Annotated in this window: 27 protein-coding genes and 1 tRNA gene; 12 read left to right on the top strand and 16 right to left on the bottom strand. The window is 65.9% G+C overall.

What is annotated here, in order from left to right; all coding sequences use genetic code 11:
- Positions 1–21 precede the first annotated feature (21 nt).
- The 5 genes from spt to EAH84_RS03885 are packed head-to-tail and all read right to left on the bottom strand — an operon-like array spanning position 22 to position 4202.
- On the bottom strand, positions 22–1284 hold the full coding sequence (gene spt / locus EAH84_RS03905) for a serine palmitoyltransferase (RefSeq protein WP_140867987.1): 1263 nt from the start codon (positions 1282–1284) through the stop codon (positions 22–24).
- Between the two features lies 1 nt (position 1285).
- Positions 1286–1528, bottom strand: a complete 243-nt coding sequence (locus EAH84_RS03900) for an acyl carrier protein (RefSeq protein ID WP_140867984.1) — start codon at positions 1526–1528, stop codon at positions 1286–1288.
- 42 nt (positions 1529–1570) lie between these two features.
- Positions 1571–2467 carry an NAD-dependent epimerase/dehydratase family protein gene (locus EAH84_RS03895; RefSeq protein ID WP_140868461.1) on the bottom strand — a complete coding sequence of 299 codons (897 nt, stop codon included), beginning with the start codon at positions 2465–2467 and terminating at the stop codon, positions 1571–1573.
- A 44-nt stretch (positions 2468–2511) separates the two neighbouring features.
- Positions 2512–3615 (bottom strand): glutamate 5-kinase, encoded by a 1104-nt coding sequence (proB, locus tag EAH84_RS03890; RefSeq protein ID WP_140867981.1) that lies wholly within the window; start codon positions 3613–3615, stop codon positions 2512–2514.
- A 32-nt stretch (positions 3616–3647) separates the two neighbouring features.
- Entirely contained in the window at positions 3648–4202 is a 555-nt protein-coding gene (locus EAH84_RS03885; RefSeq protein WP_140867978.1) for a Uma2 family endonuclease, read from the bottom strand.
- A gap of 174 nt (positions 4203–4376) precedes the next feature.
- Between EAH84_RS03885 and EAH84_RS03880 the strand changes: the two genes are divergently transcribed.
- A complete protein-coding gene (locus EAH84_RS03880; RefSeq protein ID WP_140867975.1) occupies positions 4377–4616 on the top strand; it encodes a hypothetical protein in 240 nt (79 codons plus the stop codon).
- A 40-nt stretch (positions 4617–4656) separates the two neighbouring features.
- Here the strand turns inward: EAH84_RS03880 and obgE are convergent, their stop codons facing one another.
- The 5 genes from obgE to rplU all read right to left on the bottom strand — a co-directional run bounded on the left by obgE (position 4657) and on the right by rplU (position 7857).
- On the bottom strand, positions 4657–5703 hold the full coding sequence (obgE, locus tag EAH84_RS03875) for a GTPase ObgE (RefSeq protein WP_140868459.1): 1047 nt from the start codon (positions 5701–5703) through the stop codon (positions 4657–4659).
- Between the two features lies 1 nt (position 5704).
- Positions 5705–6295 carry a TetR family transcriptional regulator gene (locus EAH84_RS03870; RefSeq protein ID WP_140867972.1) on the bottom strand — a complete coding sequence of 197 codons (591 nt, stop codon included), beginning with the start codon at positions 6293–6295 and terminating at the stop codon, positions 5705–5707.
- Positions 6296–6474: 179 nt separating this feature from the next.
- Positions 6475–7020, bottom strand: a complete 546-nt coding sequence (locus EAH84_RS03865) for a GNAT family N-acetyltransferase (RefSeq protein ID WP_241656445.1) — start codon at positions 7018–7020, stop codon at positions 6475–6477.
- 179 nt (positions 7021–7199) lie between these two features.
- Positions 7200–7469 (bottom strand): 50S ribosomal protein L27, encoded by a 270-nt coding sequence (rpmA, locus tag EAH84_RS03860; RefSeq protein WP_140867970.1) that lies wholly within the window; start codon positions 7467–7469, stop codon positions 7200–7202.
- Positions 7470–7482: 13 nt separating this feature from the next.
- Complete coding sequence (gene rplU / locus EAH84_RS03855; protein WP_140868454.1) at positions 7483–7857, bottom strand: 50S ribosomal protein L21; 375 nt, start codon at positions 7855–7857, stop codon at positions 7483–7485.
- A gap of 250 nt (positions 7858–8107) precedes the next feature.
- Between rplU and EAH84_RS03850 the strand changes: the two genes are divergently transcribed.
- On the top strand, positions 8108–10735 hold the full coding sequence (locus tag EAH84_RS03850) for a TonB-dependent receptor plug domain-containing protein (protein ID WP_140867967.1): 2628 nt from the start codon (positions 8108–8110) through the stop codon (positions 10733–10735).
- A gap of 75 nt (positions 10736–10810) precedes the next feature.
- On the opposite strand, the gene hspQ is transcribed toward EAH84_RS03850, so the two are convergent.
- A complete protein-coding gene (hspQ, locus tag EAH84_RS03845) occupies positions 10811–11206 on the bottom strand; it encodes a heat shock protein HspQ (RefSeq protein ID WP_140867964.1) in 396 nt (131 codons plus the stop codon).
- A gap of 125 nt (positions 11207–11331) precedes the next feature.
- On the opposite strand from hspQ, the gene EAH84_RS03840 reads away from it, so the two are divergent.
- Together EAH84_RS03840 and EAH84_RS03835 are read left to right on the top strand one after the other, a co-directional pair.
- Positions 11332–11421, top strand: a tRNA-Ser gene (locus EAH84_RS03840).
- Positions 11422–11503: 82 nt separating this feature from the next.
- On the top strand, positions 11504–12199 hold the full coding sequence (locus tag EAH84_RS03835) for an HAD family hydrolase (protein ID WP_140867961.1): 696 nt from the start codon (positions 11504–11506) through the stop codon (positions 12197–12199).
- Positions 12200–12211: 12 nt separating this feature from the next.
- On the opposite strand, the gene EAH84_RS03830 is transcribed toward EAH84_RS03835, so the two are convergent.
- The 5 genes from EAH84_RS03830 to EAH84_RS03810 all read right to left on the bottom strand — a co-directional run bounded on the left by EAH84_RS03830 (position 12212) and on the right by EAH84_RS03810 (position 17792).
- Positions 12212–12916, bottom strand: coding sequence for an NTP transferase domain-containing protein (locus tag EAH84_RS03830; RefSeq protein ID WP_140867958.1), 705 nt, complete (start codon positions 12914–12916; stop codon positions 12212–12214).
- Position 12917: 1 nt separating this feature from the next.
- On the bottom strand, positions 12918–14009 hold the full coding sequence (locus EAH84_RS03825) for an inositol-3-phosphate synthase (protein ID WP_140867955.1): 1092 nt from the start codon (positions 14007–14009) through the stop codon (positions 12918–12920).
- Positions 14006–14863, bottom strand: coding sequence for a CDP-alcohol phosphatidyltransferase family protein (locus tag EAH84_RS03820; RefSeq protein ID WP_140867952.1), 858 nt, complete (start codon positions 14861–14863; stop codon positions 14006–14008). Before EAH84_RS03820 ends, EAH84_RS03825 begins: the two co-directional genes overlap by 4 nt.
- A 42-nt stretch (positions 14864–14905) precedes the next feature.
- Positions 14906–16954, bottom strand: coding sequence for an NAD(+) synthase (locus EAH84_RS03815; protein WP_140867950.1), 2049 nt, complete (start codon positions 16952–16954; stop codon positions 14906–14908).
- A 79-nt stretch (positions 16955–17033) separates the two neighbouring features.
- Positions 17034–17792 (bottom strand): NYN domain-containing protein, encoded by a 759-nt coding sequence (locus EAH84_RS03810; RefSeq protein WP_140867947.1) that lies wholly within the window; start codon positions 17790–17792, stop codon positions 17034–17036.
- A 66-nt stretch (positions 17793–17858) separates the two neighbouring features.
- Here EAH84_RS03810 and EAH84_RS03805 point away from each other — a divergent pair, with 66 nt between their 5' ends.
- The 8 genes from EAH84_RS03805 (at position 17859) to ilvD (ending at position 25283) form a co-directional block, all read left to right on the top strand.
- Complete coding sequence (locus EAH84_RS03805; RefSeq protein ID WP_140867944.1) at positions 17859–18206, top strand: ArsC family reductase; 348 nt, start codon at positions 17859–17861, stop codon at positions 18204–18206.
- Positions 18207–18276: 70 nt separating this feature from the next.
- On the top strand, positions 18277–18711 hold the full coding sequence (locus EAH84_RS03800; RefSeq protein ID WP_241656444.1) for a hypothetical protein: 435 nt from the start codon (positions 18277–18279) through the stop codon (positions 18709–18711).
- A gap of 24 nt (positions 18712–18735) precedes the next feature.
- Positions 18736–19608, top strand: a complete 873-nt coding sequence (panB, locus tag EAH84_RS03795; protein WP_140867941.1) for a 3-methyl-2-oxobutanoate hydroxymethyltransferase — start codon at positions 18736–18738, stop codon at positions 19606–19608.
- A gap of 72 nt (positions 19609–19680) precedes the next feature.
- A complete protein-coding gene (locus tag EAH84_RS03790) occupies positions 19681–20382 on the top strand; it encodes a tetratricopeptide repeat protein (RefSeq protein WP_140867938.1) in 702 nt (233 codons plus the stop codon).
- Positions 20379–21707, top strand: a complete 1329-nt coding sequence (locus EAH84_RS03785; protein ID WP_140867935.1) for a PQQ-binding-like beta-propeller repeat protein — start codon at positions 20379–20381, stop codon at positions 21705–21707. The genes EAH84_RS03790 and EAH84_RS03785 overlap by 4 nt, the downstream gene beginning before the upstream one ends.
- Before the next feature lie 121 nt (positions 21708–21828).
- On the top strand, positions 21829–22596 hold the full coding sequence (locus tag EAH84_RS03780; protein WP_140867933.1) for an SDR family NAD(P)-dependent oxidoreductase: 768 nt from the start codon (positions 21829–21831) through the stop codon (positions 22594–22596).
- 10 nt (positions 22597–22606) lie between these two features.
- On the top strand, positions 22607–23518 hold the full coding sequence (locus EAH84_RS03775) for a glycosidase (RefSeq protein ID WP_140867931.1): 912 nt from the start codon (positions 22607–22609) through the stop codon (positions 23516–23518).
- 43 nt (positions 23519–23561) lie between these two features.
- Positions 23562–25283: a dihydroxy-acid dehydratase gene (ilvD, locus tag EAH84_RS03770; protein WP_140867928.1), complete on the top strand. Its 1722-nt coding sequence runs from the start codon at positions 23562–23564 to the stop codon at positions 25281–25283.
- Positions 25284–25334 lie beyond the last annotated feature (51 nt).

Genomic DNA, 25334 nt, shown 5'->3' with positions numbered 1-25334 from the left:
GGGAAAGACACGGGAACGGTCTTAGCCGATCGCCCCCACGGCCTGCCCCGCGACGCGGAACATCTCGGTGACCCTTACGATCTGATCGGCGGTGTGTTCGGCACACAGAGAGCAGCGCAGCAGGAACGTGCCCGCGGGCGTCGCGGGGGGGCGCGCCATGTTGACGTAAAGTCCGGCGTCGAGCAGCAACTGCCACATCGTCACCGCCTGTTGCTGGTCGTCGAGGATCACCGCGATGATCGCGCTTTCGGGGGTATCGGTGCCGAGCTTGAACCCCATCGCCTTGAGATTACCATGCAACGCCCTCGCGTTTTCCCATAGTTGCGCCCGCTTCTGGTCGGCGTGCATCAGCTTGCGGATCGACGCCGCGGCGGTCGCGACGACGCTCGGGGGCAGGCTGGCGGTGAAGATATACGCGCGGCAGGCGAGGCGGATCGCCTCGAACTTGGGGTGGTTCGACACGCAGAAGCCGCCGACTGTGCCGACCGATTTCGAAAATGTGCCGACGATGAAGTCGACCTGATCGCCGAGCCCCTGATCCTCATAGACCCCGCGGCCGTGCGGGCCGAAAAAGCCCATCGAATGCGCCTCGTCGCTCAGCACCATCGCGCCGTGCTGCTTGGCGACCGCGACCATTTCCTTGAGCGGGGCGACATCGCCGAGCATCGAGTAAACGCCCTCGAGCACGACCAGCTTGGCGGGCTCTTTCGGCAGTCTTCCCAATCGCTTGTCGAGGTCTTCTACCGAATTATGACGAAAACGGACGATCTCGGCATTGCCCTGTTGGCAGCCATCGTAGATCGAAGCGTGGCTGTCGGCGTCGAGGATGACATATTCGCCCTTGCCGGCGAGCGTCGAGATCATCCCGAGGTTCGCCATATAGCCGGTCGAGAACACGATCGCGCCCGATACGGCGTAGAAATCGCGCAGCGCCTGTTCGACCGCGATATGATCGTGGAAGGTGCCGTTGAGCATCCGGCTGCCGTTGGTGCCCGACCCGAAGTCGTCGAGCGCCTGCTTGCCCGCGGCAATGACGTCGGGATCGAAGGTCATGCCCATGTAATTGTAAGTGCCGAGCAGGATCGTGTCGCGCCCCGCGATCACCGCCTCGGTCGGCGACTTGACCTGTTCCATCACGATCGCGAACGGATCGGTGACCCCGGTGTCGATCAGCGCCTGGCGTTCGGCGATCAGCCCGTCGAACTTGCTCATCAGATCGCGTTCTGGCGCGACCGCGGGCGGATCGAAATCGATCGCTTCGTTCTGGAATCCGGTCTCGGTCATATCATGCCTTCAGCTTGGCCACCGCATCGACGAGCTGGCCGACCGTCTCGATTTCGGCCTGCATGTTCATCGTGATGATGATGTCGAATTCGTCTTCGATCGCGGCGACGAAATCCATTACGGTCAGGCTGTCCCATTCGAGATCGCCCTGGAACGTCGTCGCATCGGTGAGCGCGACGCCCTTCTTGTTGAACGGTTCGATCTGCGCGGTGACGGTGTCGAAAATCTGCTGGCGGTCGGTCATGATGCTCCCCCGATGGCAGCCAAATGCGGCAGCGTTGCGGCGCTATAGCAGCCCGTTGGCGCGATACCACCGGGCCGTCTCCGCCAACCCCTCGCGCGTGTCGACTAGTGGTGACCACAAAGCGGCGGGCACGCGCCGGTCGGGACGCGCGGTCCAGTCGGGATGCGCGAGGTAGCCGACGCGGTCGCGGGTCAACTTCGCGCGGTCGCCGCGGAGCAGGCCGTCGATTCGGGCACCCAGCAGCATCAGCGCGCGGGGTAGGTGGAGCGGCATTACCGGTCGGCCCACCGCGGTGCCGATCGCGCACGCGAAATCGGCGTGCGTCCAGCTGGTTCCGTCATCGACCTCGTACATCGCGTGAGGCGCGCCACGCTCCGCCACCGTGACGAGCAACCGCGCCAGATCGTCGACCGCAACCGCGGACATGACGCCGGGCGGGGGGAGCAGGGCGATCCCGAGCTTGGCGGCGCGGAACAGGTCGCGCATCTCCATGTCGCCGGGGCCATAGACCGCGGCCGGACGCAGAATGATCCAGTCGAGGCCGCTGGCTTCGACGAGCTTTTCGGCCTCCGCCTTCGACCAGCCGTAATCGGACAGCTGCGGTTCGCGCGCCGAGAGCGACGAGACGTGGACGAAGCGTCGCACGCCAGCGCCCTGCGCAGCGGCGAGAATCGCGCGTGTGCCTTCGATATTGCCCGCGATGAACCCCGCGCGAGCGGCGTTGACGACGCCTGCGATGTGAATGACCGCGTCGGCCCCGCGAGCCAGGGTGGCGAGCGCCGCCGGATCGTCGAGCGCGCCTGTAACCCAGGTAACGCGATCACGTTGGGCTTGTGGTCGCCGGGCGAGCGCGCGCACCTCGTGTCCCGCCGCGAGCGCACGGTCGATCGTGGCACGACCGACGAATCCGGTGCCGCCAGTGATCGAGAGCACACTCATCGCGTTACCGCCCCGGCCTTCGCCGGGGTGGAGCCACGTTTGGGTCATAACATCGCCATATGACTGCGATGGACCAGCGCGGCGCGGGGGGCGTAGCCGAGCAGCGCCGCCTGCTCGTCGCTGCGGGTCCCCAGCAGCAGTGCGGTATCGGCGGCATCATATTCCGCGAGCCCGCGCGCGATCGGCCCGTCCGGCCCTTCGATGGTGACCAGATCGCCGCGCGCGAAATCGCCCTCGACCGCGGTCGCGCCCGCCGCAAGGAGGCTCTTGCCAGCCGCCAGCGCCGCGACCGCGCCGGCATCGACCGTGACCCGCCCCTGCGCGGTCAGTCCGCCCGCGAGCCAGGCCTTGCGCGCCGACGCGCTCTTTTCCGCGACAAACAGCGTGTGCCGCTCGCCGCCCGACAGCGGCCGATCGACCCGCCCGCTGGCGATGGCGAGATGCGCGCCCGCGGCGTTGGCGATCCGCGCCGCCGCGATCTTCGATACCATGCCGCCGGATCCCATCCCCGAGGCCGAGCCGCGATCCGCCATCGCCTCGATCGCGGCATCGATCCGCTCGACCCGCGCGATATGCGCCGCATCGGGCAGTGCGGGGTTGCGATCGTAGAGTCCGTCGACGTCGGACAGCAGCACGACGCCCTGCGCGCCAGCCGCCTGCGCAACCCGCGCCGCGAGCCGGTCGTTGTCGCCGAACCGGATTTCGGCGGTCGCGACGCTGTCATTTTCGTTGATCACCGGGACGACGCCGAGGCTCAGCAGCCGGTCGAGCGTCGCCGCCGCGTTGAGGTAGCGCCGCCGATCCTCGAGATCGCCGAGCGTCACCAGCATCTGCGCGGCGGTGATGCCCTCGGCGCCCAAGGTCTCGGCCCAGATCTGGCTCAGCGCGATCTGCCCGACTGCGGCGGCCGCCTGCGCATCCTCCAGGCTCGCGCGTCCGCCCTTGGCAAGCGACAGCCGCCGCGCGCCCAGCGCGATCGCGCCCGACGACACGATGACGACCTGCTGGCCGGCGCGCTGGCGTGCGGCGATATCCGCGACGATTCCAACGAGCCATGCGCGCCGCACCCCGCCGTCTCGGTCGACGAGCAGTGCAGAGCCGATCTTGACGACCAGCCGGGGGCAGGAGGGGGGAGCGAACAGCACCATCGTCGGGGCCTAGCCCGCGGTCGCCCCCGCGATCAATCGCGCGCGAAGATTTCGTCGTGCGGCAGTGTCAGGTCGAGCGAGGGCAGGGCCAGGTCGGCCGGCTCACTATGGATGGTCTCGCTCCACCCCGTGCCAGTGCGCTGAACGATACGAAGCCGCTCGGTCGCGATATCGACGAACACGATCGTGGCGATGCTCGCGAGTTCCTTATATTCCTCGAGCTTGACGCGCAGATCGGTGCGCGCGGTGCCCGCCGACAGCACTTCAAAGACAATCCGCGGATCGTCGAACGCCTTTTCATCGTCGTTCGAGGAACCGCCACGCCCGCAATAAACCGTGACGTCGGGATAGCGGATCGACCGATCGCGGGTGCGCGCTGCCATATCGGAATTGTAGGGGGTGCAGCCACTTCCCTGAAGTCGTTGCCTCAGCGAGGCATATATATTGCCTTGGACGTGGGCATGGCGCGCGGTGCCGCCCGCCATCATCCGGATGACGCCGTTGTCGAGCTCTGCCTTGCGCTCGCCGAAATCGATTTCGAGAAATTCCTCGGCGGTCAGCAGCGGATAATCGGGTTGGCTAGCCATGACCAAGATATAACATAGGATGACGGAGGTCGAAACTGGCGATAAGTCCAAGCGAACACACGCGACATTACCAACATGAAGTGACGCGGTTTAGGGCTGAGAATCAGTTCGAGGGAGTTGATGATGCTGTTGGGGATGACGGTCGTGGCCTTGGCGTTGGGGATGTCGCCGGCGATGAGAGCCAATGCTCAGGACATCGCGGTGCCAACCGGCGCTGAACGCTCCACGGTCGCGCCGACGCCGAAGCGGGTGTGCCGCAAGGTCGTGGCGACGGGGTCGATCATGCCCAAGACGATCTGCCTGACGCAGGACGACTGGCACGACATGAATGCGAAGACGCAGGCCAACGCCGACGAGGCGTTGCGGCATCGCGGTACGGGCATGTGCGACATCAATTGCACGCCGGGGAGCTAGCGCGATCGCTGCTACCCCGTAGGATCGTGCCTATCGTCCGCTACACCGGCGACCATTCGATCGGGTCTTCGCCGTCGTCGTCGTCGGGGACGCCGCGGGACGAGGGCTCGATCTTTTCGATCAGCGTGTCGAGCGCCCAGTCGACCCCGGTTCCGCTGACGCCCGAGATCGGAATGACGTCGGCGCCGCTCGCCTCGGCGAGTTCGGCGGAGAGCGCGGCGATCAGTTCGTCGTCGAGCGTGTCGATCTTGTTTAGCGCGACGACGACGGGCTTCTCGGCCAGCCCCGCGCCGTAGTTGACGAGCTCGTCGCGAACGATCCGGTAGCTCGTCGCGACATCGTCGTCATTGGCGTCGACGAGGTGGAGCAGGACGCGGCAGCGTTCGATATGCCCCAGGAAGCGGTCGCCGATGCCCGCGCCCTCGGCGGCACCCTCGATTAGCCCGGGGATGTCGGCGACGACGAATTCGGTGCCCTTGTGGCTGACGACGCCCAATTGCGGTCGCGTCGTGGTGAACGCGTATTCGCCGACCTTCGCCTGCGCGTTGGTCACCTGGTTGATGAAGGTCGATTTGCCCGCGTTGGGGAGCCCGACCAGCCCGGCGTCGGCGAGCAGCTTCAGCCGCAGCCACAGCCACGCCTCGCCGCTCGGCCAGCCGGTGCCGTGCTGGCGCGGCGCGCGGTTGGTCGAGGTCTTGTAGCTCGCATTGCCGCGCCCGCCGTCGCCGCCGCGCAGGAATATCTCGCGCTGGCCGACCTTGGTGAAATCGAACAGTACCTCGTCGCGCTCCTCGTCGAGGATCTGGGTGCCGACCGGGACCTTGATGACCAGATCGTCGCCGCCCGCGCCGGTGCGATTGCTGCCCGATCCGCCCTTGCCGCGCGGCGCGCGGAAATGCTGGGTGTAGCGAAAGTCTATCAGTGTGTTGAGCCCCGCGACCGCTTCGAACACGATATCGCCGCCCTTGCCGCCGTTGCCGCCGTCGGGGCCGCCATATTCGATGAACTTTTCGCGGCGGAAGCTTACCGCGCCGGGGCCACCCGCGCCGGAGCGGACGAAGATCTTGGCCTGATCGAGAAAATGCATCTCAGCTACCCCTGCCATCGCGCATCATCGCGCGCGCCAGCGTGCGCGCGCGATCGCGTGGCAAGCCGAGCGCGCGGGTGAGCGGCCCCCCGAACAATGCGTCGCCCAGCGCCATGAGGACGAGCTGGAGCGTGTCATCCTGGATCGGGCGATCGGGTTTCGAATGATCCGCCGCGAGCTCGTCGACCAGATCGTGGATCGCCTTCAGGATCGGATCGAGCGCGTCCTCATTGCCGCTGAGGATCATCCAGCTCGCCAGCGCCCCCGCGCCACCCTCGCCGAACGCCTCGAACGCGAGGTCGACGACCTCGCCGGGTTCCTGATCGGTATCGCGCTGGCGCAGCACCGCGTCGCGGATCGTCGAGGTGATAAAATTCGCCATCCGCTCGATCAGCGCCTGCTGCAATCCCGCGGCGGAGCCGAAATGGTGGAGCACGTTGGCATGAGTCCGCCCGATCCGCGACGCGACCGCCTTCAGTGTCACCGCCTGCGGCCCGACCTCGACCAGCAGCGCGCGCGCCGCTTCCAGCGCGGCATCGCGCGATTCTTCGGGGGACAGGCGTTTGCGGATGGGAAGGGGGGTAACGGACATCCGGTCGCTGTCGGTGGTTTTGGGGGCGATGGCAAGGCGAGTGACGCTTCATTCCTCCCCGGCACGGGGAGGGGCCAGCCGTAGGCGGGTGGTGGGGCAGCAACGCAGCGCAGCACCTGCGGACCCCTCCACCATTCGCTTCCCGCACAGTCCCTCGTCCCGAAGAGGGTGAATTTCGGTCACGCCGCGATCGACGCCGCCGGTCGGTCTTGGTCGTCGAGGTCGCATTCGACGAGCACCGCTTCGACCGGTTCGCGCCGCGCCAGCGTCCGCATCGAGACCGTCCGTCCGGTCTCCCGGAAGCCGAGCTTGCGCAGTACGCGGCCCGATGCGGGATTGTCGACGAAATAGGATGCGTTGAGCCGCCGGATCGGCAGCGCATGGCGCGCGATGTCGAGCACCGCCCGGCCTGCCTCGGTCGCATAGCCGCGACCCCAAGCCGACGGGGTCAGCCAATAGCCGAACACGCAAGCTTCGCCCTCACGGTGAATCCCGATCGTACCGATCACGCGCGGGGCGCCCGCTTCGTGATCGCAGATGACAAACTGGGCGGTTGCGGCATCGCGCTCCAGCCCCAGAAACCAGGCGGCATCGGCGAGCGTGTAAGGCCAAGGCACCTTTGCCAGCTTCATGACCACGTCTTCATGCGCGATCGCGGCGTGTAGCGCGGGCGCATCCTCGGGCCAGCCTGGCCGCAAGGTCAGTCTCTTCGTCCGGGCGAACATCATTAGGCACTCCTCACCTGCCGACGCCCCAAGCACGTCACCATGACGGGCTCGCGACACCGATGTTGTGGGAGCAAGAAAAAAGGGAGCCGGGGCGACCCGTCTCCCTGATTTGGTTGGCGCCGCCTGAGCGGCGCTACCGGGTCACCCTGGTGGGCAACCCGTCCGGTTACCCGATGTTATTCGGCCGCTTGCGCCAGCATCTCGACCGAGCAGAACTTTCGGCCAAGCTTGCCTTCCTTGAAGGTCACGCGACCATCGACCAGCGCGAACAGCGTATGGTCGGTGCCGATGCCGACATTGGTGCCGGGATAGAATTTGGTGCCGCGCTGACGCACGAGGATGTTCCCCGCGATCGCGATCTCGCCACCGAACTTCTTGACGCCAAGGCGACGACCGGCCGAATCACGACCGTTGCGCGACGAACCGCCTGCTTTCTTATGTGCCATCTCGAACTACTCCTTACGCCTGCGCGGCCGGGGCATCGCCCTCGGCGCTCTTGGCGGCTGCCTTCTTGGGGGCGGCCTTCTTCTTTTCTTCGCTGCCGATCGCGGTGATCTTCAGGATAGTGTGCTGCTGGCGATGGCCGTTCTTGCGGCGATAATTGTGCCGGCGGCGCTTCTTGAACACGATGACCTTGTCGGCCTTCGCCTGCGCGATCACTTCCGCGGTCACGGTCAGGCCTTCGACGCTCTTCAGCTCGGAGCCTTCGCCTGCGAGCAGAATGTCGCCCAAGGTTACCGACGATCCGGCGTCGCCGTCGATCTTTTCGACGACGATCTTGTCTCCGGCGGCGACGCGATACTGCTTGCCGCCGGTGCGCACGATAGCGAACATGGCTTTAGTCACTTCCCAAATTACAAGTACCCGCACGAGCAAGCCCGTCGGGATGAGGGGAGGCAGCTAAGTGAGAGCGCCCCACCTGTCAACCGCGAAGGCGTGGCGAGGGGCATTGTGGCAAAGCGGCCACAACCGCAGCGCAATATCGCTCACTGCATTATTACGGTCTTGTTACGATGGCTACGGCTCATAAAGTGTCGTGGAGAAGCGGGCAGGGGGCTGCTTCGTTACACTGGGGGATCGCGCCATGCGTCGTTCGTTGCTTGGGTTGCTCGTCATCGGCTGCTCGCCGTTCGCTTTGACCGCCGCTGCGCTGGCGCAGGTCGTGACCACGCCGCCGCAGGAAACTGCGTCGGCCGATAGCCAGGCATCCGATGCGGCCGATCCGCAGAAAGACATTCTGATCACCGGCAGCCGGATCGCGGGCCGCACGATCGCCGACAGCCCGGTGCCGATCGATGTCATCGGCGGCGATCAGCTGACCAACGGCGGTTATACCGAGACCAACAAGCTGCTGACCCAGCTCGTCCCGTCGTTCAATTTCCCGCAGCCATCGCTGACTGATGGCACCGATTCGCTGCGCCCCGCGACGCTGCGCGGGCTCGCGCCCGATCAGACGCTGGTGCTCGTCAACGGGAAGCGGCGGCATCAATCCGCGCTGCTCAACCTCAACGGGTCGGTTGGGCGCGGATCGGGCGCGGTCGATCTCAACGAGATTCCGCCGATCGCGATCGACCGGATCGAGGTGCTGCGCGACGGCGCGTCGTCGCTGTACGGATCGGATGCGATCGCGGGCGTCATCAACATCCAACTGTCGAAACGCCCCGGCGTGCGTGGATCGGTGACCTTTGGCCAGTATCGCACGAAGATGGACGGCGTGAACAACGTCACCGGCGTGGCGGTCGGCGCGAACGGACAGCCGGTCGTTGCGGCGGCGGGCGGGGGCAACAACGATCTGCTCCAGCTCAATTACGGCGACGAGCGGGTTCGCCACGATGGCGACACGCTGACGCTCGCCGCCTCGATCGGCCTGCCGATGGCGGAGGGCAGCTATTTCGTCTTCACCAGCCAGTTCCGCGATCGCCAGCCGACCAACCGATCGGGCGCCGATCCGCGCCGCCAATATCCGACGATCGGCGATCCGCGCGAACTGACCTTCAACCGTTTCAGCCACGGCTATGGTGACGGGCTGACCGACGATTACAACCTGTTCCTCAACGCGGGGACCACGCTCGGCAAGTATGAGCTCTACACCTTCGGCAGCTATGGCATCCGCGACGGTATCGGGGCGGGCTTCTATCGCCGCGCCAACGATGCGCGCAACCGCGACTTCGCGGCGTCGACGACGACGTTCGTGCCCTATTACGCCGACGGTTTCCTGCCCAAGATCCAGAGCGAGATCGAAGATGTGTCGATCGCGGGCGGGGTTCGCGGCGATTTTATCGACGGATGGAACGGCGATCTGTCAGTGGTTTATGGCAGCAACAAATTGCTGTATGATACGATCGACAGCTTCAACGTGTCGCTGGGCGGGGTGGACAGCCCCAAACGGTTCAACGCGGGCGGGCTTGCCGCGGGGCAGACCGTCGCCAACCTCGACATCAGCCACAAGTTCGACGTCGGCTTCTTCAAGTCGCTCGGCATCGCGTTCGGCGGCGAATATCGCAACGAGAATTTCCGCATCTTCCGCGGCGAGGTCGCGAGCTACGTTGCTGGACAGTATGCGGCCCGCGGCGCGGCCCCGGGCGCGCAGGTGTTTCCTGGGTTCAAGCCCGCCAACGAGGTCGATGTGTCGCGCGACAGCTTCGCAGGCTATGGCGAGCTCGATGCCGACGTGTCCGATCGCCTGAGCGTTCAGCTGGCCGGACGGTACGAGCATTTCAGCGATTTCGGCAGCACCGTGAACGGCAAGGCAGCGGGCCGGTTCGAGCTGGTCCGCGGCATCGCGATCCGCGGATCGGTGTCGACCGGCTTCCGCGCGCCGAGCCTGGCGCAGCAATATTTCAGCACCACCTCGACCAATTCCACCTTCGTCAACGGCGTCGCGACGCTGCTCGACGTGCTGACGGTGCCGGTGTCGAGCCCGGTCGCGGTGGCGCTGGGGTCGAAGCCGCTCAAGCCCGAAAAGGCGCTCAACTTCGGTGGCGGGATCACCTTCGATCCGATCCCCGGGCTCAGCCTGACTGCCGATTACTACAACATCCGGATTCGCGATCGGGTGTTGCTGACCGAAAATCTGACCGGCACTGCGGTCGTCAACCTGCTCAATGCCAACGGCATCGTCGGGGTCAGTTCGGCGCGGTTCTTCGTCAACGGCGCGGACACCAAGACCGAGGGCGTCGACATCGTCGGCACCTATCGCCTGCCCGACATGGGGATCGGCACGATCCGGCTGACCGCGGGGTATAACTACAATACCCAGTCGATCACCAAGCGCGCGGTGTTGCCATCGCTGCCCAACATCATCCTCTACGGGCGCGCCGAATCGATCCGGCTGACCAACGGCCAGCCTAAGGACAAGCTCAACCTGGGGATCGATTACGACAACGGGCCGGTCGGCTTCACCGCGCGGACCAACCGTTTCGGCAAAGTGGTGTCGGCGGGTGGATCGAGCGACCTCACCATTCCCGCAGGCCAGGCGTCGACCGACTTCACGCTCCAACCCAAATGGGTCACCGATGTCGAGGTGCGCGTGAAGCCGATCCAGGGTATCGAATTCGCGGTCGGCGCGGACAATGTGTTCGACGTTTATCCGACCAAATCGCCCGCGGGCGGCGCGTTCGGCAACAACGCGTATTTCCTGCCCTATTCCAGCCTGTCGCCGTTCGGCTTCAACGGTCGGTTCCTGTACGGCCGGGTCGCGTTCGACTTCTGATCAAGCCATGAAAAAGGGGAGGGGCCGATGGCTCCTCCCCGATGCGGTCACCAAGGCCGACGTCGATGCTGGGGATCAGTGGCGGTGTTCTCGGCGCAGCGCGTAACGGCCATCGGCAAAATCGCCGAACAGCCCGGGGATCGCGGGATGCTCGATCGGCTCGTCGCTGTCGTCGGGGATCAGATTCTGCTGGCTGACATAGGCGACGTAGCTCGATTCCATGTTCTCGGCGAGCAGGTGATAGAAGGGCTGGTCCTTGGTCGGGCGCAGGCCTTCGGGGATCGCGTCGTACCATTCCTCGGTATTGGCGAAGACCGGGTCGACGTCGAAGATCACACCGCGGAAATCGAACATCCGGTGGCGCACCACGTCGCCGATCGAAAACCGCGCGTGCGCGACCGCGGGGGCGGCGATGTCGATCGTGGGGACGCGACGCAGGGAATCGGGGCTGATGGGGTCATGTCGGGGCATGACCCCAATCTAATGGTCTTTCCGCGCTGCACAAGCCGAGCGGCTTGCACGGTTCCGAACCTTGGGTTAGGGCGCGCCGCAGACCGGCCGGTTCCGCCCCGTGCGCGAACCGGCAACGACCTCGCGGAGAGGTGGCAGAGTGGTCGAATGTACCGCACTCGAAATGCGGCGTGCCTTTACGGGTACCGTGGGTTCGAATCCCACCCTCTCCGCCATTTCCTTTGCGGTGCGCGCGAACCGCGCTGCGGGCGGCACCAGCGCTTGCGGATCGATCGCGCGATTGGCTAGGGGCGGAGGATGCCGGTCAAGCTTATCTGCCTCGATGCCGACGATACGCTGTGGCACAATATGCGCCATTTCAACGCGGCGGAGGAGGCGTTCGCCGCGATCCTGGCGCCGTTCGCGGAAGCGAAGGTCACACGCGAGGCGCTGGCGGTGCGCGAAGCGCGCAACTTGCCGCTCTATGGCTATGGCGCGAAGAGCTTCACGCTATCGTTGATCGAGACCGCGGTGGAGTTGGTGCCCGACGCGGTGTCGGCGGCGATGATCGGCGACATCCTGGCGGCGGGGCGGTCGTTGCTCGCGCATCCGGTCGAGCTGTTCGATGATATCGCGGAAACGCTCGGCGCGTTGTCGGCGCGCGGGCGGTTGGTGCTCGTGACCAAGGGCGATCTGCTCCATCAGGAGGCGAAGCTCGCGGCCTCTGGGCTGGGGGAATGGTTCGACGGCGTCGAGATCGTCAGTGACAAGACCCGCGAGACGTTCACGCAATTGTTCTGCCGCCATGCGGTGACGCCATCGGAGGCGGTCATGGCGGGGGATTCGATGCGCTCCGATATCGTCCCGACATTGGCCGCGGGGGCATGGGCGGCCTATATTCCCCAGGAGGGGGCGTGGAGCCATGAGGCCGCCGATGCGCCATCGGGCCACCCCCGCTTGCGCCAATTCGACCGGCTTTCCGAATTACCCGCCTGGATCGACACCATCGCCTGATCGCGACCGATGCTACCCCGCCAGCGCGGACTGCCACGCCTCGGCATGCGCCAGCGCCTTGGCGTCGTCGACGTCGATCCAGTCGCAGTCGCTGCAATCGACGACCCGTGCCGCACGATCCGCGGCGAGCAGCCGGACGCCCTCGGTCAGCGACGGGTTGGCGAGCGTGGCCAGCGCTGCGAAGAACCGCGGCCCCACCGCGAACACCCCGGTGTCGTAGCAGTCATGCGGTTCGAGCCCCTTGCCGATCGCGACGATCGCGTCGCCCTCGGTCGCGACGCAGGTGACGTCCTCGGGGTCGACCCAGCGATGCCCGAGCCGCCGGTCGATCCCGAGCGCCAAGCCGTCGCCGAACCCCGCCGCAGCGAGCCGGTGATAGTGGCGCGGTTCGCACAGATGGTCGCACATCACCATCACCGCGCCGCCGTCGCTCACCGCGGCACGCGCGGCGACCGCGGACACCCCGTTGGGCTGGCGGTAATCGGTCGTCACCGTCTCGACCGCGATCGGCCAGTCGCGGGCGGCGAGATGCGCGGCGATCGCGTCGGCGCCATAGCCGAGCGACACGACGACGCGGGTCATCCCCGCGTCGGCCATGGTGTCGATCGCGCGGTCGATCAACGCGCGCCCGGCGACTGGGCACAGCGGCTTGAACGGTGTGGTATCGCGCAACCGGCTACCCTCACCGGCGGCAAGGACCAGCCCGGTCCCGATCATCTCACGCCGCCTTGATGAACGTCTCAACCGCGATCTGCGCCAGGTCGTCGGTCATCTGGGTGCGCGGATGCTTGCAGAAATAGGCGGACGCGGGGTCGATCACGCCTGCGATGCCGCGATCCTTGGCGATTTTGGCGCAGCGGATCATGTCGATCGCGACGCCCGCCGAATTGGGCGAATCCTCGACCGACAGGCGCAGTTCGAGGTTCATCGGGACGCCGCCGAACAACTGGCCTTCCATCCGCAGGAAACACACCTTGTTGTCGTTCTGCCACGGCACATAGTCCGACGGGCCGATATGGACATTGTCGTCGTCGAGCCGCTCGGCGGCGACCGACTGGACCGCCTCGGTCTTCGAAATCTTCTTCGATTCGAGGCGGCGGTGGTTCGACATGTTGAGGAAGTCGGTGTTGCCGCCGGTGTTGAGCTGGTAGGTCCGGTCGAGCTTGACGCCGCGCTTGGCGAACAGGTCGGTCAGCACGCGGTGGACGATCGTCGCCCCCAATTGCGCCTTGATGTCGTCGCCGATGATCGCGACGCCCGCATCCTCGAACCGCTTCGCCCATTCGGCGTTCGATGCGATGAAGACGGGGATGTTGTTGACGAAGGCGACGCCCGCCTCGATCGCGCATTCGGCGTAGAATTCGGTCGCCTGCTGGCTGCCGACGGGCAGATAGTTCATCAGCACGTCGGCGCCCGACCGCTTGAGTTCGGCGACGACATCGGCCTTGGACGGCTGGGTATCGTTCGCGACGATGAAGGTCCGGTCGTCCTTGTAATCGCTCATATGGTCGGCGACGCCGTCGAGCACCTTGCCCATGCGGACGATCGTGCCGGTCGTGGTGACCGACGATTGGAACACCGCGGTGCAGTTGGGCTTGGCGAAGATCGCCTCGGCGACGTCGTGGCCGACCTTGCGCTTGTCGACATCCCAGGCCGCGACCACCTTGATATCGCTCGGCTTATAGCCGCCGAGTTCATAGTGCATCAGCCCGACATGATCGTTGCTGCCTTCGCGATAATAGTCCAGCCCCTGGACGAGGCTGCTCGCGCAGTTGCCGATGCCGACGATGGCGACCCGGATGTTGCTCATGTATTACCCTGTTCGTTCGAGAGACGGATGGACGGCGATACGCCGCCCGCAAGCTGGCGTTCGATGCGACGGTGGAGTGCGATACCGGTGACGAGGATGATCGTCATGGGTACGATTTCGATCCACCAAAAGATGCGCGGATTGCCCGCAAGACACGCGATGAAGATCGCAAATACACGCATGTTCGCGGTCAGCAAGGACATGAATCGCAACGGTGCCGCGGCGGATTCGCCGTAGCGTCGTCCGAACGCGACGGGATCGGCGGCGCGCGCCATCCGGCGTTCGAACGGCATCGACACCCGATCGAGGCTGCCCGCCACCGAATCGTAGATCCGCACCAGCAGCATGCCCGTCGGCGCGGGCGGCACGGCGAGCGCGACCCCCTTGATACGGCGATGGAAGCGCGCGCGTTCGCCCTCGTACAAGCTCGACTGGATCGCGTGCGCCAGCCCGGCGGTGAGCGCGAGCGCCCACCCCCCCGCGGTCCCGATCGACAGCGCCAGCGAAATATAGATCAGCGCGAACACGCCGTGATCGCACAACCCGTCGAGCGCGCGTCCGAGCGCGCTGGCGGTGTGGGTCGCGCGCGCGATCATCCCGTCGAGCCCGTCCGCGATCAGCCAGCCGATCGAGAAGAGCAACCCGACCAGTGCGAAGACCGGACTGTCCCACTGCGTATAGGCGAAGGCTGCCGCGCCGCCGAGCACCAGTCCCGCGATCGAGACGCTGTTCGCGGATACGCCAAGCGTCAACGCTCGCGGCAGGAGCGCGCGTCCGGCGGGGTGGATGATCCAGAGATTCGATGGGTCCTCGATCCGGCGATCGCGCGATCCATCCGGGGGAGGCGTTGTCATCAGAGCTTCATAATGAGCGTCCGCGCGAATTAACGCAAGTTTCTACGGCGTGTTGCGCCGCAGTTCGTCGATCCAGGGGCCTGCGATGCCATCCGACGGTGCGCGCCAGTCGCCACGCGGTGACAGCGCGCCCCCCGCCGACACCTTCGGCCCGTTCGGCATCGCCGAGCGTTTGAACTGGCTCGTCGCGAAAAAGCGGACCAGGAATTTCTCGAGCCAGGCGACGATCGTCGGCAGGTCGTAGGCGGTGCGCGCCGCGACCGGAAAATCCTCGGGCCAGCGCCCCGCCTCGTCATCGCGCCACGCATGCCAGGCGAGGAACGCGATCGTCGACGGCGCCATGCCGTGGCGGATCACGTAATGCGCGAAGAAGTCGTTGAGCGCGTACGGGCCGATGATCGATTCGGTCGACTGGATCGCGCCGTCGGCGCCCGCGGGCACCAGTTCGGGCGAGATTTCGGTCGCGAGGATGCGCTCCAGGATCGCGTCGGTCGCGGCGTCATATTGGTCGGTGCGAACGCACCAGCGGATCAGGAACTGGATCAGCGTCTTGGGGACGCCGACGTTGACCGCGTAATGGCTCATCTGGTCGCCGACGCCATAGGTGCACCAGCCCAGCGCCATCTCGCTGAGGTCGCCGGTGCCGAGCACGATCCCGCCGCGCTGGTTGGCGAGGCGGAACAGATAATCGGTGCGTAGTCCCGCCTGAACGTTCTCGAACGTCACGTCATAGGTCGGTTCGCCCTCCGCAAACGGGTGCGCGATGTCCTCGAGCATTCGCCGCGCCGCGGGGCGGATGTCGATCTCTTCGCCGGTCACGCCGAGCGCCTTCATCAGCGCCCAGGCATTGGCCTTGGTATCGTCGCCGGTCGCGAACCCCGGCAGCGTGAATGCCAGGATGTCGCTGCGCGACCGATCGAGCCGGTCCATCGCCTTGGCCGCGACGATCAGCGCGTGGGTCGAATCGAGCCCGCCCGATACCCCGATCACGATCCGATCGGCCTTCGCCGCGGTAAGCCGCTTGGCGAGCGCCTCGACCTGGATGTTGAACGCCTCGAAACAATCGGCGTCGCGTTTTTCGGGAGCGTTGGGGACGAACGGGAAGCGGCGGATCGCGCGGCGCAGGCCGACGTCGGCGAAGTCGGGCTGGTGATCGAAGCCGATCCGGCGGAACCGCGTCTCGGGATGTCCGCTCGCGATCGCGGCATCGTTGAACGTCCCCATCCGCAGCCGTTCCTGGATCAGCCGCCCGGTGTCGACATCGGCGATCAGCAGCTCCGCAGCCTCGCCGAACCGCTGCGATTCGGCGAGCTGTTCGCCGAGTTCGTGGATCAGCCCCTGACCGTCCCACGCGACCTCGGTCGTGCTTTCGCCGGGGCCGGACGCCGAATAGACATAAGCGCACACCGCGCGCGCCGATTGCGACGCGGCGAGCATCGCGCGTTCGCGCGCCTTGCCGATGACGATGTTCGAGGCGGAAAGATTGCAGCAGATCAGCGCACCCGCCAGCGCGCCTGCGGTCGAGGGCGGGGTGGGTGCCCAATAATCCTCGCAGATTTCGGCGTGGAAGGTGAAATGCGCCAGGTCGCGCGCCGCGAAGATCAAGTCGGTGCCGAACGGCACCGCTTCGCCGCCGACGTCGATCGAGAGGCCGCTGAGCCCCATCCCGCTCGCGAACCAGCGTTTTTCGTAATATTCGCGGTAATTGGGCAGGAACGTCTTGGGCACGACGCCCAGAATCCGTCCGCGGTGGAGCGCGACCGCGCAATTATACAGTCGCCCGTTCCGGACCAGCGCCGCGCCGACCAGCAACGCCGCGCGCGTCTTCGCGGTCTCCTGCGCGACCCGGAGCAGCGCCGCCTCGCTTGCGCGCTGGTGCGCGGCCTGGAGGTGGAGATCGTCGATCGCGTAGGAGCTGAGGTTGAGTTCGGGGAAGACGACCAGATCGACCGCCTCGCCATCCGCCTGTTTCGCGAGCGCGATCGCGGCACCGGCGTTGGCGACGGTGTCGCCCACGCTGGCAAGCGGGGTCGCGGCGGCGACGCGGATCAGCCCGTGACGATGGATCGAGGCAAACGCGGATGGCTTCATGCTGCGCCTGATACCTCGGTGCGCACGGCATAGCTACTAGGGCGCGCGGGTGGAGGGATCCGTGACCGCAGCGCGAATATCAAGTGCCGACGACCTCCTTCGGGCGGACGTAGACCTTGAGATTGTCCCGGCGAATTTCGAATGCTTCCAATTTCTCGATCAGGGTGACCAATTTGGAACAGCCGTAGGTTCGCGCGTCGAAGTCTGGCATTAGAACGGCGAGACGCGAACCCACCGCGCCGAGAAAATGCCAGCCATTCGTATCATCGAGTTGGGCCATTGCGGTTCGGATATGCGGCTCTGCTGCGTCTGGAGGTTGCTTTAGTGACGCCGAATGGTTCATCGCCGCGTCCGTCGTCCCGGTGATCGGCAGCGAACACGTCCCCGCCAGACAGGTGAGGTTTTCGGTAAAGATGAACCGTTTGCAGGCTTTCCGGAAACCGTCCGGGGTCTTGCGTTCGCCAAATCCGTAGACATCGACGCCTTGCTCGCGGATGCGTGCCGCCAGCCCTGCGAAGTCGCTATCAGATGAAACGAGACAAAAGCCGTCGAAACGGCCGGTGTAAAGCAAATCCATCGCATCGATCACCAATGCAATATCCGAAGCGTTTTTGCCGATCGTACTGGCAAAGTTTTGGCGCGGATTGATCGCGTAGATCGCCAGCACCTCCGACCACCCCTTTAACCGTGAACCTGAAAAATCGCCGTATATTCGGCGCACGCTTGCCTCGCCGATTGCAGCCACCTCTTCAAAAAGTCCCTGCGCGACGCGCGGAGAGGCATTTTCCGCATCGATTAGAATTGCGAGTCTTTGCGGACGCTGATGTTCGCTGGTCATGTGGCGTTATCGCGAATTTGAACTAACGATCGGTTTCACTAAGCCCCATTGTCAAAAGGACCATCGATGACGCCGACGCTCTACGGCATCCGCAACTGCGACACGATGAAGAAAGCGCGCGCTTGGCTCGATGCGCACGGCGTCGCGTACCGGTTCCACGACTACAAGATGCAGGGCGTCGAGCGCGCTCTGGTCGAGGCGTGGGTCGATCGCGCGGGGTGGGAGGCGGTGATCAATCGCGCGGGGACAACGTTTCGCAAGCTGCCCGATGCCGAGAAAACGGGCATCGACCGCGATCGCGCAATCACGCTGATGCTGGCGCAGCCGTCGATGATCAAGCGCCCGGTGCTGGACGCTGGCGGCGAGGTCAGGATCGGGTTCGATCCCGCTACTTATGCCGCGCTGTTCAGCTGATCCGTGGCGTCGGTTGCGCTTGCGTAACGATGCGGGCAGATTGCGGCGATAATCAGGGGGGAGAGGGGCCATGGCCTTCGTTCGTCAGCCGATGCCGACATGGTTCCGGATCTTCGCGGTGGTGCTGCTCGCCTGGGGGGCGGCTGGGTGTTTCGCCTGGTACCAGCAATTCAGGCTCGGCGCGGACGCGATGGGGCCCGCCGACGCGTATCAGCGCGCGCTCTACGCCGCGCTGCCGGTCTGGTACAACGCGGTCTATGCGGTCGCGGTCGGGACCGGGTTCCTCGGCGCGCTGGCGCTGCTCGCACGATCGGTGTTCGCGCGGCCGTTGTTCGTCGTCGCGCTGATCGCGGTGATCGTCCAGTTCGGCTGGCTGTTCGCCACCACCGATATCCTGGCGCATCGCGGCGTCGGCGCGGCGGGGTTTCCGATCGTCATCGTCGTGATCACCGGGTTCGAGATCTGGCTCGCCCGCCATGCGCAGCGGCGAGGGTGGATCGCGTGACGCGACGCGGGTAGAGACGGGGCCATGTCCACGACCTACACGCTCGATACCTCGACCAGCCGCGCCAACCCGACGCCGACGCCGCTCAAACGGCTCACCGTGCCGGCGATCAAGCGGCGCAAGTTCGAAGGCAAGACCGACGAGCCGCTGGTCATGCTGACCGCTTATACCGCGCGCCAGGCGCAGTTGCTCGACATGCATTGCGACCTCCTTTTAGTCGGCGATTCGCTCGGCCAGGTCATCTACGGCCTGCCCTCGACGCTGGCGGTCACGCTCGACATGATGTGCGCGCACGGCGCCGCGGTCGTGCGTGGCAGCTTTCACGCGCTGGTCGTCATCGACATGCCGTTCGGCAGCTATGAAGCCTCGCCCGAGCAGGCGTTCACCTCAGCCAGCCGCATCCTGGCCGAAACCGGCGCGGCGGCGGTCAAGCTCGAAGGCGGCGAGGCGATGGCCGACACGATTCGTTTCCTGACCGCGCGCGGGATCCCGGTGATGGCGCATGTCGGGCTGACGCCGCAGGCGGTCAACGCGCTCGGCGGCTATGCGGCGCGCGGCAAGAGCCAGGAGGAACATGCAAAGATCGTCGCCGACGGCACCGCGGTAGCCGATGCGGGCGCGTTCGCCGTCGTCATCGAAGGCGTGCTCGAACCGATCGCCGTCGCGCTGACGCAGGCGCTCGATATTCCGACGATCGGCATCGGCGCGTCGGCCAAGTGCGATGGGCAAGTGCTGGTGACCGAGGATATGCTCGGGATGTTCGATCGCACGCCGCGCTTCGTGAAGCGGTTCGACGACCTGGCGGGGCGGATTTCCAGCGCGGTCGAGACCTATGCTGCCGAGGTGCGCACGCGGCGTTTCCCGAGCGCGGAACAGACCTACGCCCCCAAGGATTGATCGGCTTCCGTTTCGCGCCGCACGCGGCTAAGGTCCGCGGCGCTTCCCCATCATCATCGTCCGGAGCCATCCTTGGCCGTTACCCCCAACAGCAACGACGCCTTCCTGCGCGAAGTCGACGACGAACTGCGTCGAGACCGAATGGCCGAATTCGGCAAGCGCTGGGGGATCGCGGTGGTCGCCGCGGTCGTCCTGGCGCTGGGCGCGTTCGGCGGTTATCTGTACTGGCAGCACCATCGCGAGGTGGTCGCGGGCCAGCAGGGCGAGACGCTCCAGCAGGCGTATGACGCGCTCGCCGCCGAAGACGTCGCCAAGGCCACGGCACCGCTCGCCGAGCTGGCGACCTCGGGGCGCCCGGGGTATCGTGCGCTCGCGACGCTCTCGCAGGCCGATATCCTGCTCCAGAAGAACGATCTGAAGGGTGCCGCGGCCAAGTTCGCCGAAGTCGTGAATGACAGCACGTTGCCCCAGCCGTTCCGCGACCAGGCGCTCATCCGCCAGACCGCCGCGCAATTCGACACGCTGACGCCGCAGGCAGTGGTCGAGCGGCTGCGCGCGCTCGCGGTGCCGGGCAATCCCTGGTTCGGCAGCGCCGGCGAGATGGTCGCGGTGTCGTACCTGCGGATGAACCGCAGCAATCTGGCAGGCCCGTTGTTCGCCAAGATCGCGGCCGACGAAACCGTGCCCGACACGATCCGTCAACGTGCGGTTCAGATGGCGGGTGCAGTGGGCGTAGACGCGATTCCCCAGAACGAAGGTCAACCAGCGAAATGACAGCCAAGTACCGCGTATCCGTGGGTATCGCCGCGATGATGGCGCTCAGCGCCTGCGGCATCTTCAAGGGCGGTGGCCCCAAGAAGACCCCGACGATCGGCGAACGCGTGCCGATCCTGGTGTCCGAAAACGGCATCCAGACCGATCCCGCGATCGCCGATATCCAGGTGTTGCTGCCTGCGCCCGCGACCAACGCGAGCTGGGCGCAGCCGGGGGGCAGCGCCGCCAAGTCGATGGGTCAGCTGACGCTCGCCGATTCGCCGACCCGCGCCTGGACCGCAACGATCGATGGCGGGTCGAACCGCGAACGGCTCGCGGCGGCTCCCGTCATCGCGGACAACAAGCTGTTCGCGACCGACGTTGCCGCGACGATCCACGCCTATGCCGCCGACACCGGCGCGCCGCTGTGGTCGACCTCGATCGTCAACACCAAGGAAAACCCCAACGCCCGGTTCGGCGGCGGGGTGAGCTATGACGACGGCAAGGTCTATGCGACCGACGGGCTCGGCGATGTCGTCGCGCTCAACGCCGCCGATGGTGCCGAGGTCTGGCGGGTGAAGCCCGGCGGCCCGCTGCGCGGGTCGCCGACGATCGCCAACGGCATCGTCTATGTCCTGAGCCAGGACAACCAGCTGTTCGCGCTGAGCCAGGATACCGGCAAGGTGAACTGGGTCCAATCGGGTACGCTCGAATCGCAGGGGGTGTTCGGCGTCGCTGCCCCCGCCGCGAGCCAGGGCACCGCGGTCGCGGGCTTTTCGAGCGGCGAGCTCAACGCCTATCGCTACGAAAATGGCCGTGTGCTGTGGGGTGACGCGCTGTCGCGCACCTCGATCACCACGTCAGTATCGAGCCTGTCCGACGTCGACGCCGATCCGGTGATCGACGACGGCAAGGTCTATGCGGTCGGCGTGGGCGGACGCATGGTCGCGCTCGAACTCGATACCGGCAAGCGGCTGTGGGAGCAGAATTTCGCGGGAATTTCGACGCCGTGGATCGCGGGCGAATGGTTGTTCGTCGTGACCGATGACGCGCGGCTCATCTGCCTCGCCAAATCGACCGGCAAGGCGCGCTGGATCGCGCAGCTCCAGCGGTTCAAGAACCAGAAGAAGCAAAAGGGCGATCAGGTCACCTGGTTCGGCCCGGTGCTGGCGGGCAACCGGCTGATCCTGACCAATTCGCTCGGCCAGATTGCGTTCGTGTCGCCGAGCGATGGCAGCGTCCAGTCGACAATCGATACCAAGGCATCGTTCTCGCTGCCCCCGGTGCTCGCCAATTCGACGCTGTACACGCTCGATCAAAAGGGCCGGATCGGCGCCTATCGTTAGGTCGTGCGCGCCGTTGGAGACTTAGCAACCTGCGGACGGACGACTGATGGGGGTGGCTCGGATGACGCGATCGTGACGACGTTGTAACGGAACCCTGGCGTGGCCCGTGCGCTCAATGGGAATGACAGCATCCCCCATTGCGATCGTGACCGGCGGCGAATCCGGCATCGGTGCCGCGTGCGTCCGCGCCCTCGCCAAGGGCGGCGCCAAGGTCATTTTCACCTATTATAAGGACGAGGCGGCGGCGAAGGCGGTTCAGGCCGAGGCGGGGGGCCAGGCGTACGCCATCCCGATCCAGTGCGACGTTGCCGACGAAGCCGCGGTCGCCGCCGTGTTCGCCGCGTGCGAACAGGCGTTCGGCACCGCCACCTGGCTGGTCAATTCCGCCGGGCTCAACATGAGTGGCATCAAGATCGTCGACATGGCGCTCGCGCAATTCGACCGTGTCGTCCGCTCCGATCTCTACGGCCCGTTCCTCACCTGCCGCGCCTTCGCCCGCGCGGCCGAGAAAGCGGGCGCAGGCGGCCGCATCGTCAACATCTCCTCGATCCACGAAAAGGCGCCGCGCGCGGGCGGGGTCGATTATGATTCGGCGAAGGGCGGGTTGTCGCAACTGACCGCCACGCTCGCGCTCGAACTCGCGCCCAAGCGGATCGCGGTCAACGGCGTCGCGCCGGGGATGATCCTCACGCCGATGAACGAACGCGCGATGGACGACCAAGCGTATCGCGCCAAGCTCGCGGCCAACATCCCCTGGCAACGCGCGGGCACCCCCGACGAGGTCGCGACGCTGGTCGCGTTCCTGCTGTCGCCGGGCGCGGACTATATTACCGGCACCACCGTGACGATCGACGGCGCGCTGTCGCTTACCGTCGCCCAGGGCGCGTGAGGAGTAGCTGATGCCGACCTATGCCGTCGAGCGCATCGACACCGTCACGATCGCATCTGGATCGCCGCTCGGCGACATGGACCTGATGAGCCCGTTCGTCTGGAAGGAGGGCGAACGCTACCGGATCATGGTCCGCGGTGTCCCCGATCCGCTCGGGCACAACGATCCGACCGGAATCATCGCGAGCGGGTGGAGTGACGACGGCCTCGAATTCTGCCTCGACCCCGTACCCGCGATCGTACCCGGCACCGATCCCGCCGATGTCGACGCTGGCGGGTGCGAGGACCCGACCGTCCTCGTCCTGCCCGACCGCTATGTCGTCTATTACACCGGGGTCGATGCCCGTCGCGAACAGGGCGCGATGGTCGCCGCGGTGGGGCCGACGACCGATGCGCTCGAAAAGCGCAGGGTCGTGCTGAAGGCCCCCGCGGGCGAGGGGAATATCAAAGAGGCGACCTTCGCCCAGACCGCGGCGGGCGACTCGCGACTGTTCTACGAATATGCCGCGCCGTTCGATCATGGCGTCGCTGCGTCGCGGATCGGCATGGCGACCGCCGCTGCGCTCGGCGACCCCTGGCAATCGGTCGACGATCCGTTCGATATCCGCCCCGACAGCTGGGACAATTGGCATTTGTCGACCGGCCCGATCTGTCAGCTGCCCGGTGCCGATCCGGTGATGTTCTACAACGGCGCCACCGCCGATGCGCGCTGGCGGATCGGCTGGGTTAGCTTCTCCAAGGATTATACGCAGGTGACGGGCAGGGGGCTCGAACCCGTGATCCTGCCGCCGCCGCCTGACAACCGCGCCAAGACCGATATCGCGTTCGCCGCCTCGACCGTGATCGAGGACGGCATGATCTCGCTCTATTATTCGCTTGAGGACAGCATCCTGCGGCGCGCGCGCATCCGCTATTACGCGTAAGATACTTGCGCTCCGGCCCTCTCCCGCGACATAGACCGACGTCATGACCGATCGTTTCGATAAATCCCGCCTGCCCAGCCGCCATGTGTCGGTGGGTCCCGAACGTGCCCCGCACCGCAGCTATTATTATGCGATGGGGATCGCCGAGGAGGATATCCAGAAGCCCTTCGTCGGGCTCGCGTCGGCGGGCAACAACTCGGCGCCGTGCAACACCACGCTCGATGCGCAGGCCGATGCCGCGCAAGCGGGCGTGATCCGCAACGGCGGGATGCCGCGCCGCTTCAACACGATCACCGTCACCGACGGGATCGCGATGGGCCATCAGGGAATGAAATCGAGCCTCGTCAGCCGTGAGGTCATCGCCGATTCGGTCGAACTCTCCGTCCGCGGCCACTGTTACGACGCGCTCGTCGGTTTCGCGGGCTGCGACAAGTCGCTGCCCGGCATGATGATGGCGATGCTCCGCCTCAACGTGCCGTCGATTTTCGTCTACGGCGGCTCGATCCTGCCTGGCCGCTATCACGACAAGGACGTCACGGTGGTCGACGTGTTCGAGGCGGTGGGCCAGCATGCCGCGGGCAACTGCCCGCTCGCCGATCTTACCGAACTCGAAAAGGTCGCCTGTCCCGGCCACGGCGCGTGCGGGGGGCAGTTCACCGCCAACACCATGGCCTGCGTCGGCGAAGCGATCGGATTGTCGTTGCCGAACAGCAACATGGTACCAGCTCCTTATTCATCTCGTGAACAGATCGCGGTTGCTGCGGGCTATCAGGTCATGGATCTGGTCGAACGCAACCTGCGGCCGCGCGACATCTGCACCCGCGAGGCGTTCATCAACGCCGCGCGCGTCGTCGCGGCGACCGGCGGCTCGACCAACGGCGCGCTGCATCTGCCCGCGATGGCGCATGAGGCGGGGATCGACTTCGACCTGTTCGATGTCGCCGAGGCTTTTAAATCAACGCCTTATATCGCCGACCTCAAGCCCGGTGGGCAATATGTCGCCAAGGACATGTACGAGGCGGGCGGGGTCTATATGCTGATGAAGACGATGCTGTCTGGCGGATTCCTCGATGGCAATTGCGTCACCGTCACCGGCAAGACATTGGGCGAGAACATCGACGAGGTGACGTGGAACCCCGACCAGAAGGTGATCCACGACGTCAGGACGCCGCTCAGCCCGACCGGCGGCGTCGTCGGCCTGCGTGGCAGCCTCGCCCCCGACGGTGCGATCGTCAAGGTTGCAGGCATGCACCGCCTCCAGTTCACCGGCCCCGCGCGCGTCTTCGATTGCGAGGAGGATTGCTTTGCCGCAGTCGAGGCGCGCTCGATCGCCGAGGGCGAGGTGCTCGTCATCCGCTACGAAGGCCCCAAGGGCGGGCCGGGGATGCGCGAGATGCTGTCGACCACCGCCGCACTCTATGGGCTGGGGCTGGGCGAGACGGTCGCGTTGATCACCGACGGGCGGTTCTCGGGCGGTACTCGCGGTTTCTGCATCGGCCATGTCGGCCCCGAAGCCGCGGACGGTGGCCCGATCGCGCTCGTCGAGGATGGCGACATTATCCGGATCGACGCCGAGGCGGGAACGATCGACCTCGAGGTCCCAGCGGAAACCCTCGCCGCGCGCCAGGCCGCGTGGCAACCGCGCGCCAATGATTATCAATCCGGCGCGCTGTGGCGCTATGCGCACAATGTCGGCCCGGCGTACAAGGGCGCGGTCACCCACCCCGGAGCCGCTGCCGAAACCCATGTCTACGCGGATATCTGACGCACTCGGTCGTACGCGTCCGACAAGAAAACTGTTCGTGCTGAGCCTGTC

The organism is Sphingomonas oligophenolica (genome assembly GCF_006438955.1).
Classification (GTDB): Bacteria; Pseudomonadota; Alphaproteobacteria; order Sphingomonadales; family Sphingomonadaceae; genus Sphingomonas; species Sphingomonas oligophenolica_A.
The sequence above is the reverse complement of the archived record's forward strand: the minus strand, read 5'-3'. Positions and strand labels throughout refer to the sequence as shown.

Bases quoted from the DNA above. Each gene is read 5' to 3' on its own strand.
- spt (WP_140867987.1), bottom strand. From the start codon at position 1,284: ATGACCGAGACCGGATTCCAGAACGAAGCGATCGATTTCGATCCGCCC.
- EAH84_RS03900 (WP_140867984.1), bottom strand. From the start codon at position 1,528: ATGACCGACCGCCAGCAGATTTTCGACACCGTCACCGCGCAGATCGAA.
- EAH84_RS03895 (WP_140868461.1), bottom strand. From the start codon at position 2,467: ATGAGTGTGCTCTCGATCACTGGCGGCACCGGATTCGTCGGTCGTGCC.
- proB (WP_140867981.1), bottom strand. From the start codon at position 3,615: ATGGTGCTGTTCGCTCCCCCCTCCTGCCCCCGGCTGGTCGTCAAGATC.
- EAH84_RS03885 (WP_140867978.1), bottom strand. From the start codon at position 4,202: ATGGCTAGCCAACCCGATTATCCGCTGCTGACCGCCGAGGAATTTCTC.
- EAH84_RS03880 (WP_140867975.1), top strand. From the start codon at position 4,377: ATGAGAGCCAATGCTCAGGACATCGCGGTGCCAACCGGCGCTGAACGC.
- obgE (WP_140868459.1), bottom strand. From the start codon at position 5,703: ATGCATTTTCTCGATCAGGCCAAGATCTTCGTCCGCTCCGGCGCGGGT.
- EAH84_RS03870 (WP_140867972.1), bottom strand. From the start codon at position 6,295: ATGTCCGTTACCCCCCTTCCCATCCGCAAACGCCTGTCCCCCGAAGAA.
- EAH84_RS03865 (WP_241656445.1), bottom strand. From the start codon at position 7,020: ATGTTCGCCCGGACGAAGAGACTGACCTTGCGGCCAGGCTGGCCCGAG.
- rpmA (WP_140867970.1), bottom strand. From the start codon at position 7,469: ATGGCACATAAGAAAGCAGGCGGTTCGTCGCGCAACGGTCGTGATTCG.
- rplU (WP_140868454.1), bottom strand. From the start codon at position 7,857: ATGTTCGCTATCGTGCGCACCGGCGGCAAGCAGTATCGCGTCGCCGCC.
- EAH84_RS03850 (WP_140867967.1), top strand. From the start codon at position 8,108: ATGCGTCGTTCGTTGCTTGGGTTGCTCGTCATCGGCTGCTCGCCGTTC.
- hspQ (WP_140867964.1), bottom strand. From the start codon at position 11,206: ATGCCCCGACATGACCCCATCAGCCCCGATTCCCTGCGTCGCGTCCCC.
- EAH84_RS03835 (WP_140867961.1), top strand. From the start codon at position 11,504: ATGCCGGTCAAGCTTATCTGCCTCGATGCCGACGATACGCTGTGGCAC.
- EAH84_RS03830 (WP_140867958.1), bottom strand. From the start codon at position 12,916: ATGATCGGGACCGGGCTGGTCCTTGCCGCCGGTGAGGGTAGCCGGTTG.
- EAH84_RS03825 (WP_140867955.1), bottom strand. From the start codon at position 14,009: ATGAGCAACATCCGGGTCGCCATCGTCGGCATCGGCAACTGCGCGAGC.
- EAH84_RS03820 (WP_140867952.1), bottom strand. From the start codon at position 14,863: ATGACAACGCCTCCCCCGGATGGATCGCGCGATCGCCGGATCGAGGAC.
- EAH84_RS03815 (WP_140867950.1), bottom strand. From the start codon at position 16,954: ATGAAGCCATCCGCGTTTGCCTCGATCCATCGTCACGGGCTGATCCGC.
- EAH84_RS03810 (WP_140867947.1), bottom strand. From the start codon at position 17,792: ATGACCAGCGAACATCAGCGTCCGCAAAGACTCGCAATTCTAATCGAT.
- EAH84_RS03805 (WP_140867944.1), top strand. From the start codon at position 17,859: ATGACGCCGACGCTCTACGGCATCCGCAACTGCGACACGATGAAGAAA.
- EAH84_RS03800 (WP_241656444.1), top strand. From the start codon at position 18,277: ATGGCCTTCGTTCGTCAGCCGATGCCGACATGGTTCCGGATCTTCGCG.
- panB (WP_140867941.1), top strand. From the start codon at position 18,736: ATGTCCACGACCTACACGCTCGATACCTCGACCAGCCGCGCCAACCCG.
- EAH84_RS03785 (WP_140867935.1), top strand. From the start codon at position 20,379: ATGACAGCCAAGTACCGCGTATCCGTGGGTATCGCCGCGATGATGGCG.
- EAH84_RS03780 (WP_140867933.1), top strand. From the start codon at position 21,829: ATGACAGCATCCCCCATTGCGATCGTGACCGGCGGCGAATCCGGCATC.
- EAH84_RS03775 (WP_140867931.1), top strand. From the start codon at position 22,607: ATGCCGACCTATGCCGTCGAGCGCATCGACACCGTCACGATCGCATCT.
- ilvD (WP_140867928.1), top strand. From the start codon at position 23,562: ATGACCGATCGTTTCGATAAATCCCGCCTGCCCAGCCGCCATGTGTCG.